The 17,581-nt window shown below is 49.6% G+C and carries 10 protein-coding genes and 1 pseudogene; 5 read left to right on the top strand and 6 right to left on the bottom strand.

What is annotated here, in order from left to right:
* The 6 genes from DU000_RS12440 to DU000_RS12415 form a co-directional block, all read right to left on the bottom strand.
* Positions 1-2,656 (bottom strand): PAS domain S-box protein (locus tag DU000_RS12440; protein WP_114403739.1); only part of this gene is annotated, 2,656 nt, incomplete at its 3' end.
* A 178-nt stretch (positions 2,657-2,834) separates the two neighbouring features.
* Entirely contained in the window at positions 2,835-4,700 is a 1,866-nt protein-coding gene (locus tag DU000_RS12435) for a GGDEF domain-containing protein (RefSeq protein WP_114403738.1), read from the bottom strand.
* 88 nt (positions 4,701-4,788) lie between these two features.
* A complete protein-coding gene (gene flgL, locus DU000_RS12430; protein WP_158529710.1) occupies positions 4,789-5,997 on the bottom strand; it encodes a flagellar hook-associated protein FlgL in 1,209 nt (402 codons plus the stop codon).
* Between the two features lie 33 nt (positions 5,998-6,030).
* Positions 6,031-8,019, bottom strand: coding sequence for a flagellar hook-associated protein FlgK (gene flgK, locus DU000_RS12425; protein ID WP_114403736.1), 1,989 nt, complete (start codon positions 8,017-8,019; stop codon positions 6,031-6,033).
* A 123-nt stretch (positions 8,020-8,142) separates the two neighbouring features.
* On the bottom strand, positions 8,143-8,775 hold the full coding sequence (locus DU000_RS12420; RefSeq protein WP_114403735.1) for a response regulator: 633 nt from the start codon (positions 8,773-8,775) through the stop codon (positions 8,143-8,145).
* Positions 8,776-8,828: 53 nt separating this feature from the next.
* On the bottom strand, positions 8,829-10,904 hold the full coding sequence (locus DU000_RS12415) for an ATP-binding protein (RefSeq protein ID WP_114403734.1): 2,076 nt from the start codon (positions 10,902-10,904) through the stop codon (positions 8,829-8,831).
* Between the two features lie 207 nt (positions 10,905-11,111).
* Between DU000_RS12415 and DU000_RS12410 the strand changes: the two genes are divergently transcribed.
* From DU000_RS12410 to DU000_RS12390, 5 genes and pseudogenes are all read left to right on the top strand, one after another.
* Complete coding sequence (locus DU000_RS12410; protein WP_158529706.1) at positions 11,112-12,353, top strand: methyl-accepting chemotaxis protein; 1,242 nt, start codon at positions 11,112-11,114, stop codon at positions 12,351-12,353.
* 107 nt (positions 12,354-12,460) lie between these two features.
* Positions 12,461-12,826, top strand: a complete 366-nt coding sequence (locus DU000_RS12405; protein WP_114403732.1) for a response regulator — start codon at positions 12,461-12,463, stop codon at positions 12,824-12,826.
* Between the two features lie 46 nt (positions 12,827-12,872).
* Positions 12,873-15,140, top strand: a complete 2,268-nt coding sequence (locus tag DU000_RS12400; protein ID WP_114403731.1) for a chemotaxis protein CheA — start codon at positions 12,873-12,875, stop codon at positions 15,138-15,140.
* A gap of 36 nt (positions 15,141-15,176) precedes the next feature.
* On the top strand, positions 15,177-15,674 hold the full coding sequence (locus DU000_RS12395) for a chemotaxis protein CheW (protein WP_114403730.1): 498 nt from the start codon (positions 15,177-15,179) through the stop codon (positions 15,672-15,674).
* A gap of 40 nt (positions 15,675-15,714) precedes the next feature.
* Positions 15,715-17,361 (top strand): annotated as a pseudogene (locus DU000_RS12390) (MCP four helix bundle domain-containing protein); the annotation flags it as partial.
* Positions 17,362-17,581 lie beyond the last annotated feature (220 nt).

Here is a 17,581-nt window from a genome sequence, read left to right as displayed (position 1 = left end):
TCACCTGTAATAAGCGTGGCGCATCAAAAGGCACCTGGGGCTGTGGCAAGCTACTTTCCAAGAGCAAGCGCAACTGCTTACTTTTTGCCAATGCCTCGCTTTCCGTAAACGCATCCTCAATCAACGCGGGCAAACTTTGCAATTGTAGGTTCATCACCATTTTGCCGGCTTCCAGCTTGGAGAGATCAAGCAAGTCATTGAGGAGGGTGAGCAGACGGCTCCCGCTTTTATAGATATTCTCGAAATAGTGATGGAGTTTTTCTTTATCGACTTTTTCCCAGCGTTCGACGCCGAACTTGGCGAAGCTGAGGATGGCATGCATGGGGGTGCGTAACTCATGGCTCATGTTGGCGAGGAACTCGCTCTTGGCTTTATTGGCCTGTTGTGCTTCATCCCGCGCTTGTACCAACTTCGCCGTCCGCTCGGCAATCATTTCCGCCAAGCTATCCCGATGTTGCTTTAATTCCAGCTCAGCGAGCTTGGCTTCATGAATATCTGTCCAGACACCTGAAATCATTTCTGCGGTGCCGTCACTGTTCATCACGACCTGGGCCCGACTGCGTAACCAGCGATAACTGGGCTCGCCGTATTGCTCACACAGGAAACGGAATTCAATCGACCATCTTCCTCCCTGCTCAGTAAAGAGTCCTACCGTGTACATATAGCGTTCACGGTCATCTGGGTGAATACGGCTCAGTAGCCACTGATCTGTAATGGGTTGATCTGGGTCGGTGATGCCAATTAAATCTCGGAAGCGTGGCGAGACAATCATATTGGTATCCACCGCATTCCGTTCAAAAATACCATCATTAGAGGCATTGATGGCTCGGTCAAAACGGGCTGAGGCTTCTCGTAATTCTGTTTCACTGCGTTTTTGAATCGAGATGTCGCGCATCACGGTTGAATAATACTGAACATAGCCAGTAGGACCTTTATGCCCCATGACAATCTGCGATACTGGAATTAAATTCCCTTCCACCGTAATGAGTTCAGTCTCGCCCTGCCAGCTTTGATTCATGAATGCGTGTGGGACGGCTTCATTTAAAAAGGTCGCTGAATCACCAAACCCAAGTTGCGAGATGCCCAAGCCAGAGGCTGCGCCCACGGCTCGATTGCCATAGACTTTCTTGGCAGCCTCGTTGAGATACAGAACCGTGCCATCAAGATCAAACGTGATAATGAGGTCTGGACTGGATTCAATAATATTGATCAGCCTTTCTTCACGTTCTTGAGCAATAACACTCTCATGAATATCTGTCAGTGAGCCAGAAAGATAAACGCCGCTATCCACTTGTTGTTGAACCCGACCCCGGATGCGATACCAGCGTGGCCCGAGCGTTTTATGGTTCATTCGTAGCTCACGCATGAAGGGGCCATCAGTTTTTTGCAGCGAGAAAAAAGCTTGCAACTGTATTTCTAATTCATCTTCAAGTAAACGTTCTCGCAGCCAGGTTTTTTTGCGCTTAACCTCTTGTGGGTTATAGCCTAACAGCTCTAGTAATCGTGCTGAGAAGAAAAATTGATTGGTGCTACTATCGAACTCCCACACGCCATCATCGGTACCTTGAATCACGCGATCAAGGCGAGCTTCACTCCGTTGAATGGCACTCGCCATTCTTTCTGCCAGCGAAAACGCTTGACGCTGAGTTCTGAGGAGGGTGTGGGCAATGATTGATAACAGCAGGCTCATAATGCATCCTGCAACTAAGATTACATTTAAAAAATGTGCGGGATAAACACGAAAAAATCGTGGAGTTGGCTCGGTAGAGACAAGCCATTCACGTTTACCAATTTCAATTTGCCGATTAATCGTGAATTTATCGGTAGTGAGTAAGGTGTGCTCATCTGCCTGCAGACGTGAGCCATCAGTATCGAACAGTAATTTCTTTTTTTCTGCCTCTTTACCGTCATAGACATGAATATCCAGATGTAAGTCACCCTCTTGGGTCAGGCGCGCAAAAAAGTTGTCTAGGTTCAGTAATAGAAACATGAGACCATCTAGATTCTCGCGCGATTTACTGCCCTGGGCATCACGCCAAACTGGGGCCAAGATAAACACGCCCTGTGTTGCTTGTCCCTGTTTATCACCAACATGAAAATTAACGCGATGGGAGAGGGTAGGAAGAATATGCCGATCTAAATCCTGTACAGCCTGTTGTATGGCGGGATAGTCAAGCAGATTTTTACCTGGACCGAAATCAACGACTGATTCTCTCGATTCCAGCAATACCACAGACAGAATGCTGTTGGTTTGCTGAGTACTCAGCATGTTGTTGGGATCAACCTGCGTGGTGTTGCCAAACTTGGCATAGCCAATCACACTTAACCCTTGTATGGCATTGGAACTTTCGATTTGCCGTTTGATTCGATTTAGCTCATCGGGTGAGTCGCCACGAAAAGCCACCATATCAGCACCCGCATGCAGGAACTGGGTGAGCATATCAAGTCGCGCTTGTACGGTATTACTCAGCAGCTCACTCTCATGCTTGAGTAGGTCTTGCCAGGTTGCAATTTGCCGCTGTTCTAAAATACGCCAAGTCAAGCCAGTGAGCAGCAGGCCCGCGAGCAACACAATGCTTGGAATCCAGCGCGCAAAATTTCCACCGAGAGTTTCTTGCGGTTGAATTAGGGGTTCAGTCGTAAATTGTTGGCCCACGCATCCTCACCTTGCTTATCCTTTTATTGGTCGCATCGTCATAATTACGGCAAGCAATCGGAAAAGCATAGGGTGTGGGGCGAACTGACAGGCTCTGGTGTCAGGGGTGAAGCAGGTGGTCTAGCCGCGATAAGTGGAGAAAGAATAGGCGGATTCAGCAAGACAGAGAGTGATACCGCTAGCGAGAAAGCGATACCCGATTCTTGCCTGATTTTTTTGCATGGTACATCGCTGCATCGGCCCGTTCTAAAAGGGCATCACGCTGTTCCCCCTCTCGACGTTCGGCAACGCCTGCCGAAAAGGTGATGAAAATACGGCTGGTTTCATGCAAAAAGAAACGCTTGGTTAATTCACGTTGCAGACGCACTAAGACTTTCTCGGCTTCATCAAGTGGCGTACTGGGTAATAAAATCACAAACTCTTCACCGCCAAAACGAGCAACCGAATCACTGGGCCGAACCATTTGCTTGATGATGTTGGCCAGGTGAACCAGGGCGTTATCACCGGCTTGATGGCCCAAGCTATCGTTAAGACTCTTGAAGTTATCGATATCCAGCAGTGCCATGCAAAGAGGTTGTCCGGTGCGAGTGGCCCGTGCTTCTTCAGCTGCATAGGCTTGCTCCAGACCACGACGATTCAGGGTATTGGTTAACGCGTCTTCCCGGATCAAAGTGGAAATTTCTTCCATCTCTTTTTCCAACGCCCGCAGTTTCTCTTCATAGGCTTGCGCTTTTTGGCGTGTTTCATTCAGCTCATCCCGAGAGCGAATGACATCTGCTTGCAAAGCGCGGGTGTCCTGCAACAGCGACTCCATTAACGGGGCCAGGGAGGGCAGATCGGTTGCAGCGCGAATTTTATGGGCGTAGGTGTCGAATTTCTCGGAGTATTGCCCAGTGCTTTCCGTCATCGCGCCCAGGCGATCTACAAAAGCGGCCATCAGCGCTTTGATGGCTTCACGAGCCTCCTTAACACTTTGTTTGACGGTGCTTTGACGATAGATAAATTCGCGGAAACTGCGTTCTGCCGCACGCAGCGTAACTGGAGTGAGGGGCTCATTGAGTAGACTGGTCATGGCTTCTACCTGACCTTTTACCCAGCGATCATCTTCACTGAGGTCGCTCATATTCAGGATGAGGAGTTGCAAGAGGGTCAGTAAGCCACGCAGCATTTGGTCTAACGTTTCGCCCCTTAACTCTAGGCGCATCCAAAACTGCCGGAGCTGTTGGCTGGCACCCTGTACTTGCTGTAACGTACGGGCAGTTTGGAGCGACTCAGCGAGTTTGGCGGCTTCTTGCTCGATTTCTGCTGAGTAGCCCAGGCGCTGTGACACTGAGAAGGAGAGCGTACTGGTCATTAACTCGCGCCAGGCTTCGACAATTGCCGAGTAACTTTCTTCGGTTGGCACATAGTTGGCGATGGCCTTTTCAATACCTTGCGTTACCGTTGCGGTCTTTCCTATTGAGTTACCGCTGTTGGTGTCGTTCAGCAAGCTGCTGATTGGCGAAGGCGTTGTTGCGTCATCAGCAGGGGCATCCACCAACGAGAGTCCTTCACTGGCGCCCGTGGTATTCCATGATTTCGTGAGCGAGCGCAAGCGTGGGTAGAGCTTATACGGATCACTCCCGAAGGTTTTGAGGACATGCTCAAGACTTTCCCGCTTACGTCCTTGCGTTAGACCTTCTCGCTTGGCTTCCCATTCTCGCAGCAATTCTAAAATTAATTCTTGCCAGGACATCTGGTCTGCATCAGGTGCCGTGCCCGCCAAGCCCAGCAGGATGGTCCGGATTTGCGGCCAGTCTTGTTTATTCAGTGATTCGGCTAAGGCTGTTGCGGCTCTCAGGGTGGCGGTTTTGGCGGTTAAATCCTGACTGACTTGACTTAATACATTTTCCAGGGGGTGTGCCGCAGCGGTACTCGATTGGCCACTGATTTCGGCATAAGCGCGCGCATAATTTTCTGGTGTTGGCGGCATCCGCCGTTGAGCCAATAATTTAATGCTTTCACGGGCTAGTTCGTTAGGATTTTGTGGATTACCAGTGGCCATAGCTGACTCGAATAGGGGGGCGTACAGAAGATATTGTTATAAATTATGCCGTGACTGCGTGAAAAAACGATAACAGCCTCATTAAAATTCACCGCAACAAGCTAAAAAGAGACAGCCCGGTAATCCGAACAAAGGATTGTTGGGCCGCTTCGAGCACGGTTTTACGGCTGTTCAATTCAGAAATGGCTTCGGCATAATCCAAGCCAACTAGATCATTCAGTTGCAAGCTTAAGTTGACCTTGGTGGACTCGTTGGCATTCGTTAGCGTTTCTATTTCACTGAGGCGGGCACCGAAGCTGGTTTGTACTTCGAGCGTTCGATTGAGTGCCTGATCTATCTGTGTCAAGGTGATTTCAAGGGTTGCCGTGCGCTCCAGGTTAGCGCCAACACTGGCCGTGGGGGTACGTAGGGCATTAATCATTTGTTGAACCCCGGCGAAAATATTGCGGGTTGCTGCGGGGGTCACCGTAATTACATCGCCACTGGCTGGTGTGCCCACTAATTTGACTTCTTTACCATCAATTGTCACCACCCCGCCTGATGCGTAAGGCTGATTAGCGGTACCAACGACGACAGGGCTGCCTGGGGTGGTGATATCTTCCACGTTGAAGGTGGTCGCACTGGTGAAGCGAATCTGATAGGGGGTGCTCGGCGTGCTGGCGGTGCCGACATTTAGCAGGCTACTCACGCTAACTGTGCCGGTATTGGCAGCGGCGGCACGCGTTTCATAAACGCCGCGGGCAGCGGGCACACGGTCAAACAGGTACCCACCACTGGCATTTAAGCCAATGAAACGCGTGGGGCCTACTTGTGCCGAGCGCTGACCTTCATCGCCGAGATAAGGTCCACCGCTGTTGGCAAAGGGTTGAACTGAGTCCTGAAAGCCGGAAAACAAGAAACGCCCGTTGGCATCGCGGGTGTTGGCGAGGCCGATGAGTTGTTGCAGGTTATTATCAATTTGCTCCGCGATACTGGCGCGATCACTATCCGCCAATGCTGCATTACCGGCGCTGACAACCAATTCACGAATACTGGTTAAGGTATTGCTGACCTGCCCTAGGGCAACTTCTCCCTGGCCTAAATCACCTTGCGCATTGCGAATATTGACATTGAACTGTTCAGTGATTGACTTGCTCTGTTTGATTTGTAGTGCATTGGCTGCTGCAATCGGGTCATCTGCTGGCGTTAAAACCCTCGTCCCACTGGAGATCTGCTGCTGTATTTTGTATAGCGCAGTCTGTTGCGTGGAGATGCCCTGTCCATTTTGTTGATAGAGCAAACTGGTACTAATACGCATGGTCATCTCCTGATACTGGCTGGCGTCGAATCGTCAACGGGTCAGATTCAATACTTGGTTAAACAGATCACTGGCAATTTGAATGACTTTACCGGCAGCCTGATACGCTTGCTGATACTTGAGCAAATTAGCGGCTTCTTCATCAAGATTAACCCCCGATACGGATTGCTGTAAGGCCTCAAGGTTGTTCTTTAAACTCTTTTGTGATTCGCCGGTGACCTGAACTTCACGGGTTTTATTGCCTACGGCGGAGACGATCTGTCCATAACTCTGCTGAATCGTTGCGGTCCCGCTATTGGCGAGTTTTGCGGTTTGAATGCTACCCAGTGCAGAGATATTTCGGTTATCGCCAGGCTGTAGCGGATCGCTGACCTGCCGGGTACGGATACTAAAGGTGTCGCCGGTCGCTGGGGTGCCCTTAATCTGCAAACTAATCCCAAAACTGGGAATATCAATTGCCCCTGAGCTAGATAAGGTACTGGTGCCAACCACCGTTGCCCCGAGGGCATCGGTGACTTGATACTGGGGCTGACCACCGCTAACCCCAGTGAAGGTCACGGTTAAGCCGGTTGGGGTAAAACTTGCATTACTAAAGGCACTCGCATAAGTTTGTGGATTGGTGACCGCGTATGGCTGGACTATACCCGTGCCAGTATTAGCTGCATTAGCAACCGTGCGAAAGCGGCTTGCTGCGGCAATCGAGTTGACACCACTGATTGCCATGCCAAAGCTATTGGCAACATCGCGGGTGGGTTGAAGCAAGAAGCTATCCCCCGCTGCAGCCGACCCGCTGTTCAAGGTGAGTCGGATGCCCTCGCTGGCAATCGTGCGGGGCAGGGCACCTGCAGCGAAGCTATCAACTTGGGTATTATCGGTTAGGCGCGTAACAGTATAGTTAGTGCCATCAAAGTTAACGCGGTAATCACTGGCGCGCACGCTATTGGTGTTAACGATCGCAGTGGTAAAGACAGCATTACCAGTGTTACCCGCATTCGCAATGGTTTGTGGGGTGCCAATCGAAAACATGGCGCCACCAGCCTGCCCCCCAAGGTCTTCACCCAGCTGATGCAAGGTATTCACGTTGTTACTGAAGACCAAAGCAACTTGACCTAGCTGATTTTGCGCGTTGGTTAAAACCGTATCGCGAAAGTCGAATAAAGCCGCGAGCGATCCAGCGCCCAAGTTGCTGGTCGTAAGGTCACGAGTACCATTGCCGGTTTGAATTCGGAGTGTCTGATCGCGCGAATCGGCCGGATTGGCAATGTTCGAGAGTTGGTAGCTGTTACTCCCAACAACCAGCGGTTGCCCGTTGGCAAAGAAAATGTTGTAAGTTTGGTCGGTTTGCGGCACCACGGTTACTTGCAAACTTTCACTTAATTGGCGAATGAGGTTATCGCGCTGGTCTAGTAGATCATTGGGTAATGACGCCGTTTCATTACTGGAGCGGGCGCGCGCAATACTGTCATTCAACCGCGCGATTTGCCCGGTTAGGTTGTTAACGGTATCAACCCCTTGACTGATCTGGGTGTTTGCGGCTTGCCGGAGTGTCGCAAATTGACCGCTTACCGTGGTAAAACGGCCCGCAAGAACCTGTGAATCAGAGAGTAGCCCTTGTCTGGCTGCCACATCAGAGGGGTTGGCGGCGACATTTTGAATGCTCTTGAAAAAACTATCTAAGGCAGGTTGCAATCCGGCATCGCTATCAGCCAATACGCTATTGAGCTGATTCACTTGTAAATCATAGGCACTGAAGTAACTGGTGCGTGACGTGGCAAGCTGCAGTTGGCTGTCGAGAAACTGGTTATAAGAACGGCGAATGGTTTGAATCTGCGCCCCTGTGCCAATAAACCCCTCGCCGGAAAACTCGGGGGATTGGGTCGTTTGCAAGACCGATTGCCGGGAAAATCCGGGGGTGTTGACGTTACTAATATTGTGCGAGGTCGTTTGTATTCCCGCTTGAGCCACTTTCAAGCCTGTTAGCGCGACTGAAAAAACCGACGTCCCCATAGCAACCTCAACCATTCCGATGTAGCTGAATTATCGTCAGTGAGGCGTTTTATTAAAGTCAAATAAGGTCAAGAACTTGGGCTCTATTCCTGCGTTAACCTTATTTTTGCCTAAAATAAATGCAACTTTGACTGGGTTTTATTCGATGAGACCGTGTTTGACCGCGTAAGAAGCGAGCTCAGCATTGGTTTTCATTTGCATTTTTTCTAAAACGCGGGCACGGTAAACGCTCACCGTTTTTGGGCTCAGTGCCATTTCTTCCGCAATCTCTGCTAATTTTTTACCTGAAGCAATCAAACGAATGGTCTGAAACTCGCGATCTGATAGTTGTTCATGCAAGGGTTTTTCTGCATCATGAGTCACCGCATTCGCGAGTTGCTCGGCCAGTTCAGGGGTAATGTATTTGCGGCCACGGGCCACGGTGAGTATTGCTTCTACTAGGCGCTCTGGTGCCGCGTCTTTCGTTAAATAGCCTGCGGCACCTGCTTTGAGTGCTCTGACCGCATACTGATCTTGGGGATGCATACTTAGCATGAGAATCGCGATTTGAGGTTTTTGCTGCTTAACCAACTTCAAGACTTCCAAACCATTTTTACTCGGCATGGTGATGTCTAACAGCATCACTTCAAAGTCCAGACTTCTGACCGCACGCGAAATCGCGGGATAATCGTCCGCTTCCCCGATAATCTCAATCTCAGGGTGGTCAGCCACGATTTGTCGCATTCCCTTACGCACTATCGCATGATCATCTGCAATTAAGACTCGAATCATGGTTCCCTCAATCTTTTTCAAGCAGTTGTTTAGTCTGGATACACATCAATAGATTATTCGTCTGTTTCACTTGGCTCAGGTAGGCGCGGCCTTTTACGCCGCTCGATTCGCCGTTGGCGCGGAATCGAAAGCATGACGGTGGTCCCGTGGAGCGCTTCTGTACCGCGCACTTCGCCTTGATTGATTGGACTGCTACTGATCTCAAGCCAGCCACCGAGCATGGCTGCACGTTCCCGCATACCTCTTAAACCAAATGACTGGCGTTTATCGATGCGCTCAATCTCAAAACCACAACCATTATCCCGCACCTCGATGTTGATATCGGCATTCCCAACAAAAACCTCAATAAAAACTTCTGTCGCCTGCGCGTACTTGAGAATATTGGTCAGCGATTCCTGGACAATGCGAAACACTGCGGTCGACTGCTCGTCATCCAGTGCGACTTCTTCCTGGTTGCAAATAAACTGTGCTTTGATGCTAGTGCGTTGTGAAAAGTCACTGGCCTGCCATTCCAGGGCAGGGATCACGCCATAATCAAGAATCCCAGGCCGCAGCGCACGGGCTATCCGGCGGGTGCCTTCCACCGTGTGGTCAAGCAGGTGATCCATGTCCTGTAGCCGCTCAAAAATTGCCTCCATATCCAGAATTCGGTTACTCGGCTGCAAGGCTTTTTTAAGCAGCGCAACATCGGCTTTTAATTTGCTTAGGGTCCCGCCAATATCGTCGTGGACTTCACGGGCAACGTAAGCCCGTTCCTCTTCTTTGACTTTTTCCATATTGGCGGCTAATTCACGCAATTCAGCTTGTGATTGCCGAATCTGAAGATCCAGCGCTTTTTGCGCAGTGACATCCAGTATGATGCCATCCCATTCGGAATACTGATCGCTGACTTGATTAGATTGGGTTTTGCTACGCGGACTGGCGGAGAGATAGATCCAGCGAACACCCTCTTCGGCGTGCTCTGGCATGTGGTTGAGATTGAGTTTGCCTTCCCAGCGGATAACCCGCTGCTCAGTATGGCAACGGTTTAATTCGTAGAGCAGGCTGTTGCGTTCTTCCTGATCGAGAAATTGCAGCAGTAAGCGTGGATTTTGGTAAAAATCAGTCGCTGGGCGCTGAAAAATATCCACGGCGCGTTGACTCATTTGTGTAATGAAGACATCGCGTTCATGAATTTGGGGGCTGTCTTTGTAGAGCATCTGCAAGATAACACCCGGTAAATTGCCGCTGATGGCCGACATCCGGGTTTCGCTTTCCCGTTGCGCCGCCCGAATGACATGTAAATCCGTCACGTCTTGAATGATGGCTACCATGCCGTGATCACGTTGCAGCTGATTTGGCTTGGATAGATCTTGCGCATCCGGTGCTGAATGGGGGCTGAGCAACGCGGTATGTATTTCAATATCCAGTAAGCCACCATCGGGTTTATCAATGATTGCCTGGAGTTGTCCATTGGGCTGATTGATCGACAGATCGCGGTATAAACCATCGAGCCGGCCGAGCAGCAGAAAGCGAGGGTCATCTGCGGCAACGTTATGAATACTACTGCCCAACATACTGCTTGCGGGGTAGCCTAGAATGCTGGTGGCGCGGTCATTCCAGAGCTGCACAACACCGTTTTGATCACAGCCAATAATGCCCAAGGGGGCGGCAGATACCAAGGTTTGTAGTTGTTGTAGGCTTTGTTCGAGCGCTTGCTGAGCTTGTCGAACCCTTAAGCTACGGTTAATTGAGGGCACCAAGCGCGCCAAATGATGTTTGAAAACATAATCATCCACCCCTTCTAGGGTGAGGTGCAAAATCGCACTGGCGGAATCTGCTTCCAACTGCCCTGTGACCAACAGCATGGGGGTTGCGGGTGCGTATTGTCGGAGCAGTTGCAGGACCATACCAGAATTAAGTTGTGGCAGATTATGGTCGCTAATCACAATATCCCAGCGCTGCCGTTGCAATGCGCTGACCAGCGCTGCACGGTTATCGACTTGTTCCGAGTAAAAAGGCTGACTCAAGCGACTCAGTTCGTAACGAATGAGGGTGTAGTCATCTAAAGAGTCTTCAACCACCAGCAGTTGTAGTGTCTCTTGCCTAGACGGTGGGTTGACATCAAATACCGAACTCAATTCATTCATACAGTGGGGGTGTTCCCGGGAGATTATTTGTTATGTAGTCAGATTTTACGGCGTGAGTCAGAAATTGTTAAATCCATCTTATGGTTTTTTCGGACAAAGAAGTAGCACTTTCTCCCTTTATTTTAGCGATAGCGCGCCGTAATTCTCCGTAAGAATAACGAAACGCACTTGTTGGGATCTAGGGTGCTCACAATGGAGTTGGACGGCATGCGCAAAGCCATTAGTCGGAAAATGATGATTGTTTTAGCCCTTGGGGTGAGCAGCCTGGGTCTGTTTGCGGGGTTGATTGCGATGGGCATGAGCGCCGTATGGAGCGGGGCATTGTTGCTCAGTGCGATAACCATGGCGTGGCTGCTCATGCTCTGGCGCGAGCAGCCTGCGGAAGAAACCGGGCAAATACAGCGGGCAGAAACTTATGTTGCGGAACAACTCGCACGGACCAAAGAAACCCTGGTTGAGTATCAAAGTGAATTTAGCGGTCAGTTTAGTCATTCAGATGATGAAATCCACCGTCTGCAAAAGATTCTCGGCGATGCGATTGATCGCTTGATTCCCAGTTTTCATAAAATGTTTGAAATTTCTAACGAGCAACGCCGCTTGGCCTTAGAAATTGCGCAAGGTGCGGTGCAGCAAACGGCTGACAACATGACCACAGGGCTGAGCTTTGAGCAGTTTATTCAGGAGACGACCAGTTTATTGAAAGCATTTGTGGATAGCACGATAGAAAACAGCAAAAGTGCCATGGGTTTGGTGCAGCAAATGGATTCAGTTAAAGACCAGGTCGCCAAAACCCTCAAAGTCTTGAAAGAAATCGAGAGCATTTCCAAGCAGACCAATCTGCTCGCCTTAAATGCGGCCATTGAAGCCGCCCGGGCTGGGGAAGCGGGGCGCGGTTTTGCGGTGGTGGCTGATGAGGTGCGCTCATTGTCACAGCGGACGAATCAATTTTCTCAGCAAATTCGCACTGACATTACCTCGATTCACAACTCGATTCATGATGCGGAAGCCGTTATTAACAAGCTTGCCTCACATGACATGGTCTCTGCCTTCCAGTCTAAGCAAAAAGCGGAAGAAACCATGAGTGAGATTCAGTCCGTTAATGCACGTATTGCCCGTGGCGCAGATCAGATTCGGGACATGGCGCAAGAAATGGGCGGTTACGTGAATCAGGCTATCACCAGTTTGCAGTTTCAAGACATGGCCAGCCAATTATTAGCCCATATCAGCAAGCGGATTGAAGCAATGCGCATGATGGCGGGCAGTTTATCTGAGCTGGCGCCAGTGCCAACAGACTTAACCGCTGCGCTAGACACGAAGCAGCCTGCTGGGGATGATTTGGAAGAGGCGGCTGCAGAATTACTGGGGCAACTCAAGTCAATGCAGGCTAATACCAATAAGACGACTGTTGCCCAAAGTTCGATGAAATCTGGGGATGTGGAGTTATTTTAGCGATTCTGCCGCATTGCATTAAAGAATTTGTAAATTTGTTCGTAGAGTAGGAAAGCGTTTGATTTCGGCTTGTTATAGGGCCCCAATTTTGTTGTTGGAGAGCATGTATGGCAAAAACAATACTCGCAATTGACGATTCAGCCTCAATCCGTCAAATGGTGGGCTTTACGTTAAAAGGCGCTGGCTATGATGTCGTTGAGGCGGCAGATGGACAAGAGGGCTTAGATAAAGCCAAAGGGAAAACGGTTGACTTGATTCTGACCGATCAAAATATGCCACGAATGGACGGGCTAACTCTCGTACGGGCATTACGGGCGATGCCGCAATATCGTAGTACGCCAATTTTGATGCTAACCACAGAGTCAAGCGATACCATGAAATCACAAGGGAAAGCAGCTGGCGCAACTGGCTGGTTAGTGAAACCCTTTGATCCAGCAAAGTTACTCGAGGTGGTTAAGAAAGTAATTGGCTAGACACCATTTAAACGTTTAAAACCAATGGGTATCAGGGGGCCATGCGATGAGTGACAGCAGTATTGATCTATCGCAGTTTTATGCCGTGTTTTTCGAAGAGGCCTTTGAACACCTCGATAACATGGAGCATCTCTTATTAGAGATTGATGTCGCGGCACCAGACGATGAAGATTTGAATGCGATATTTCGCGCCGCTCACTCAATTAAAGGGGGAAGCGGTACGTTTGGGTTTACTCAGGTCGCTGCGTTTACGCATGTATTAGAAAATCTGCTCGATAAAATCCGCAAACATGAGATTGCCTTAACGACCCCCATGGTCGATTGCTTCTTGCAGTGTGGCGATGCTACTCGGCAGCAATTAGAAGCGTATCGTGATGATGGCGAGCAACCCGATGTTAAGCATCTGGTCGTATCGCTACAAGCCTTTATTGATGCCAATAAACTAGCACAAGATAATACGCATGGCTTACCCGAGCTGGGGCTTAAAGTCACTGTTCAATTACCAGAGAGCGGACTGAGTCAGGCTGCTAAAAAAGAGCTCTTTGCAGATCTTCTCATGCTGGGTAAAGTTCATGATGATCCTCAAGGCTCTGCCAGTAATGTTCTTTCTTTTTATTTGATTACTCAAACGCCTGCTGATGAGGTGCAATCCCTTGTGGCTTTTATGACAACGGCCCCTGCCGTTGATGTGATAACGCTGGCCGTTGAGGAAATTCAGCAACAGCTGGCGCAAGACAGCGCCTATGGTATGTTTGATGCTGAAACCGCCATTACAGAAATGACGGCCTCTGGGGAAGGGTACGGTTTCTTTACCCCGATAGAGCCATCCACTACTAATGCCGAAAACAGCGGCTATGGTTTTTTTGATGAGACCGTTTCTCCTACTCATACGCAAGTTGCACCAACCAAGGAGCCGCAGGGGCTGACGACCGAAGACAGCAGTTATGGTTTCTTTGAGCCATTAGGTTCACCCAGTCAACCATCAACATCTATGGAGGTGCTGCCTCCAGTTGCCGCCACGGATGCGATTCACTTAGCCCAATCCGATTTTTCGCAAAAAAATGCTGCTATTCAAACCGATAAACCGCAGGATCTAAAAACGACTCAGGCAGCCACCAAGAAATCCGCGACAACGGCTGCTGATAATGCGTCCATTCGGGTTGGTATTGATAAAGTCGATCAACTCATTAACCTGGTTGGTGAAGTGGTCATCACCCAAGCCATGGTCATGGCACAAGCAAGCAAGCATTTGGATGTCACTGTGCATGAGGCGTTCTTTGCTCGCCTGGCTGAATTAGAGCGTAATACGCGTGACTTGCAAGAGGCAGTCATGTCCGTTCGGATGCTACCGATTTCTAGTGTCTTTAATCGCTTTCCGCGTATGTTGCGCGATTTAGCTGCCAAGCTTGGCAAGCAAATGGAATTAAAGATGATTGGTGAGCATACCGAACTCGACAAGGGTCTGGTCGAGCTGATTACCGATCCCTTAACGCATTTGGTCCGCAACTCGCTTGATCATGGTATCGAAATGCCGGAAGCCAGGCTTGCTGCAGGTAAAAATCCGATTGGTACGATCACGCTTTCCGCTTTTCATCGAGGTGGCAACATCATTATTCAGGTGCAGGATGATGGCGGTGGGTTGCGTCGTGACAAATTGATTGAGAAAGCACGGGAAAAAGGGATTTCGATTGCCAGTGACGCGCCCGATTCAGAAGTTTGGCAGCTGATTTTCGCACCAGGCTTCTCTACCGCTGAAAAAATTACCGATATCTCAGGCCGTGGCGTCGGTATGGATGTCGTCCGTAAAAATATTTTGGCGCTAAACGGAACGATTGAATTGGATTCCGTGCCTGGGCAGGGTACCCGGACTACGATTCGACTGCCGCTAACCCTGGCAATCATGGACGGCATGTCGATTGCCGTTGGCGGTGAAATCTATGTCGTGGCTTTAGGCAGTGTCGTCGAGTCAATTCAGCTACAACCTGGCGCGATTAAAACGGTTTCAGGGCAGGGCAGAGTGATTGATGTGCGCGCTGAGTATTTACCTGTTGTTGATTTGCGAGAGATTTTTCCCGTCACAGACATGCCAGCCAGAGCAGGGCAAGATTTGGTCGTGATCGTCGAATCCGAGGGGCTAAAGATAGCTCTGTTGGTGGATGAATTAGTGGGACAGCAGCAAGTTGTTGTGAAGAGCCTCGAATCCAATTATCGCAAAGTCGACGGGATTTCGGGTGCCACGATTATGGGCGATGGGCGAGTTGCCATGATTTTAGATGTGGCTGCTTTGGTCAAGAAATCGGCGCAAGCCAACTAGATAAGAGTAATCCATACTTTGTAGAGTGAGAATGCTATGTCAGAAACTCAAGCCAGTGGCGTAACGGTCGCCAATAATGAATTCTTAACCTTTACGCTGGGGTCAGAAGAATACGGCATTGATATTCTCAAGGTTCAAGAAATTCGGGGTTACGACGCCGTCACCAAAATTGCCAACACGCCTCCATTTATTAAGGGGGTGATCAACTTACGTGGCACGATTGTTCCCATCATTGATTTGCGGATTAAATTTGCGCTCGGTGAGCCTACCTATAACCAGTTTACCGTGGTGATTATTCTGAATGTTGCCAAACGAGTGGTTGGGATCGTCGTTGACAGTGTTTCTGATGTGTTAACACTCGAACGCGAGCAGATTCGTGAAGCCCCGAGCTTTAGTGATACGATTAAAACAGACTATCTCATGGGTTTAGGCTCGATTCATGAGCGGATGCTGATTCTCGTTGATATCGAAAAAATGATGACAGGGAGTGAAATGGCACTGGTAGAAACCATGGCAGAAGCCAGCCATGCATAGCGAATGCCCAATCAACTAATCTCGACTATATTCAAAAGGAATGGGTATGTTAAAAGCGACATTGAATAACATCAAAATTGGGTCTCGCCTTACGCTAGCTTTCTCGATTTTATTACTCCTCTTTTCAGGTGCCGTTATTTTTTCGGTGATTGCGCTGAGTAATGCCAATGAGCGCACAGCGCACATTCTGGATCACATGGTGGTGAGGCTTGATTCTTTGCACGAAGTAGAAGCGGGCGTGCGCGCCAATAGTCGGCGTTTCATGGAATATACCCTCGCGGAAGACCATGAAAAACAAGCCAATATTCTGAACCGGATGAAAGCCAATTCAGAACGAGTCAATAAAGCGATTGATAAGCTGGAGGCAATCGCGACTCCTGAAGAAAAAGAATGGCTTGAGAATATGCGGAATATTCGTAAAGCTCAATTGGATGGCTTCGAGGAAGTGAAACAAGCGATGGCCAAGGGTAATGTGGGCGAAGCGATTAGTATCACCACCGGCCCACTGACAAAAAAAATTAGTGCCATCACTGAGGTGGTTTGGAAAGAGATTGAAAGCCAACGCAAGTTACTCGCTGCTGAGGTTGAGCTCAGTGAAGCAACCTATGCCTTCAATCGCCGTATTATGTTTGTGCTGTTGGGGTTGGGGTTAGTGTCAGGCATCATGCTGGCATGGCTGATTACGCGCTCAATTGTGCGACCAACGCAACTGGCGAATGCCCTTGCTGAGGCCGTTGCAAAAGGGGATATGTCAGTGAGTAATACCTATCAAGCGAACGATGAAATTGGGACATTACTTAAAAACATGGCAGTCATGCAGCAAACGCTTAAGCGCTTTGTCTCAGCCCAGTTAGAGATGGCGAAGGCGCACAATGAGCAAGGTCGAGTGAGTTATCAAATACGGGCAGAGGAGTTTCCTGGAGCCTATGGGGAAATGGCACGGAACACCAATGAGATGGTGCAGTCTCATGTTGCCATGAATAATGCGTTTGTTGAGGCTATGGTGCAATATGCCAATGGAGATTTCTCCAATCAAATCGCACCGTTGCCGGGAGAGAAGCAAAAAGTGTCTGACACTGCCGAGCGCCTGCGCGAGATTTTGATGCAAGCCCAGCAGGCAGCCAGAGAAACACTACGGGTTAAAGTTGCGTTGGATAATGCCTCTGTTTGTGTCATGCTGGCGGATAACGATGGCGTTATTCGCTATCAAAATAAAGCCTCTGCTCAGCTGATGTCGCGCAGTGAAGCCACTCTACGACAAGTACTACCCCAATTCGCCTCCAGTAAAATTATAGGTAGCAATTTCGATATGTGGCATAAAAATCCTAACCACCAGCGTAATTTACTTAGTAACCTGCGAGCAGAATATAAAACGCAAATGCAGCTGGCAAACATGCATTTTCGTTTGACTGCAAATCCTATTTTAGACAGCAATGGAGAACGCCTAGGAACCGTGGTTGAATGGCTTGATCGCACGGCTGAAGTGAATGCCGAGGTTGATATTTCAACCATGGTGAGTGCTGCCTCAGCCGGTGATTTCAGCCAACGGATTGCAGAGCAAGGGAAAGAAGGATTCTTCCTACAGACCGCACAAGGGCTCAACCAAGTGATGGGGACGAGCGAAGCCGCCCTCAACGAAATTGCCCGGATGCTAGGGGCACTCGCCAATGGCGACCTCACCCAAAGCATCGAACAAGACTTCCAAGGCGTCTTTGGTCAACTCAAAGACGACAGCAACAGCACCATAGGCCGGCTCGCCGAAATCATCACCCAGATACGTGAAGCCACCGACGCCATCAACACCGCCGCGCGCGAGATCGCCATGGGCAACACCGACCTCTCCCAGCGCACCGAACAACAAGCCAGCAGTCTAGAAGAGACCGCTTCCAGCATGGAAGAACTGACCG

The organism is Parvibium lacunae (assembly GCF_003335215.1).
Taxonomy (GTDB): domain Bacteria; phylum Pseudomonadota; class Gammaproteobacteria; order Burkholderiales; family Burkholderiaceae_D; genus Parvibium; species Parvibium lacunae.
Note: the sequence above shows the minus strand (reverse complement) of the source record. Positions and strands in the feature narration are given on the sequence as shown.

What these genes read in the sequence shown, in the direction of transcription:
- DU000_RS12415 (WP_114403734.1), bottom strand. Translation starts at nt 10,904, where the DNA reads ATGAATGAATTGAGTTCGGTATTTGATGTCAACCCACCGTCTAGGCAA.
- DU000_RS12405 (WP_114403732.1), top strand. Translation starts at nt 12,461, where the DNA reads ATGGCAAAAACAATACTCGCAATTGACGATTCAGCCTCAATCCGTCAA.
- DU000_RS12410 (WP_158529706.1), top strand. Translation starts at nt 11,112, where the DNA reads ATGCGCAAAGCCATTAGTCGGAAAATGATGATTGTTTTAGCCCTTGGG.
- DU000_RS12435 (WP_114403738.1), bottom strand. Translation starts at nt 4,700, where the DNA reads ATGGCCACTGGTAATCCACAAAATCCTAACGAACTAGCCCGTGAAAGC.
- flgL (WP_158529710.1), bottom strand. Translation starts at nt 5,997, where the DNA reads ATGCGTATTAGTACCAGTTTGCTCTATCAACAAAATGGACAGGGCATC.
- DU000_RS12395 (WP_114403730.1), top strand. Translation starts at nt 15,177, where the DNA reads ATGTCAGAAACTCAAGCCAGTGGCGTAACGGTCGCCAATAATGAATTC.
- DU000_RS12400 (WP_114403731.1), top strand. Translation starts at nt 12,873, where the DNA reads ATGAGTGACAGCAGTATTGATCTATCGCAGTTTTATGCCGTGTTTTTC.
- DU000_RS12420 (WP_114403735.1), bottom strand. Translation starts at nt 8,775, where the DNA reads ATGATTCGAGTCTTAATTGCAGATGATCATGCGATAGTGCGTAAGGGA.
- flgK (WP_114403736.1), bottom strand. Translation starts at nt 8,019, where the DNA reads ATGGTTGAGGTTGCTATGGGGACGTCGGTTTTTTCAGTCGCGCTAACA.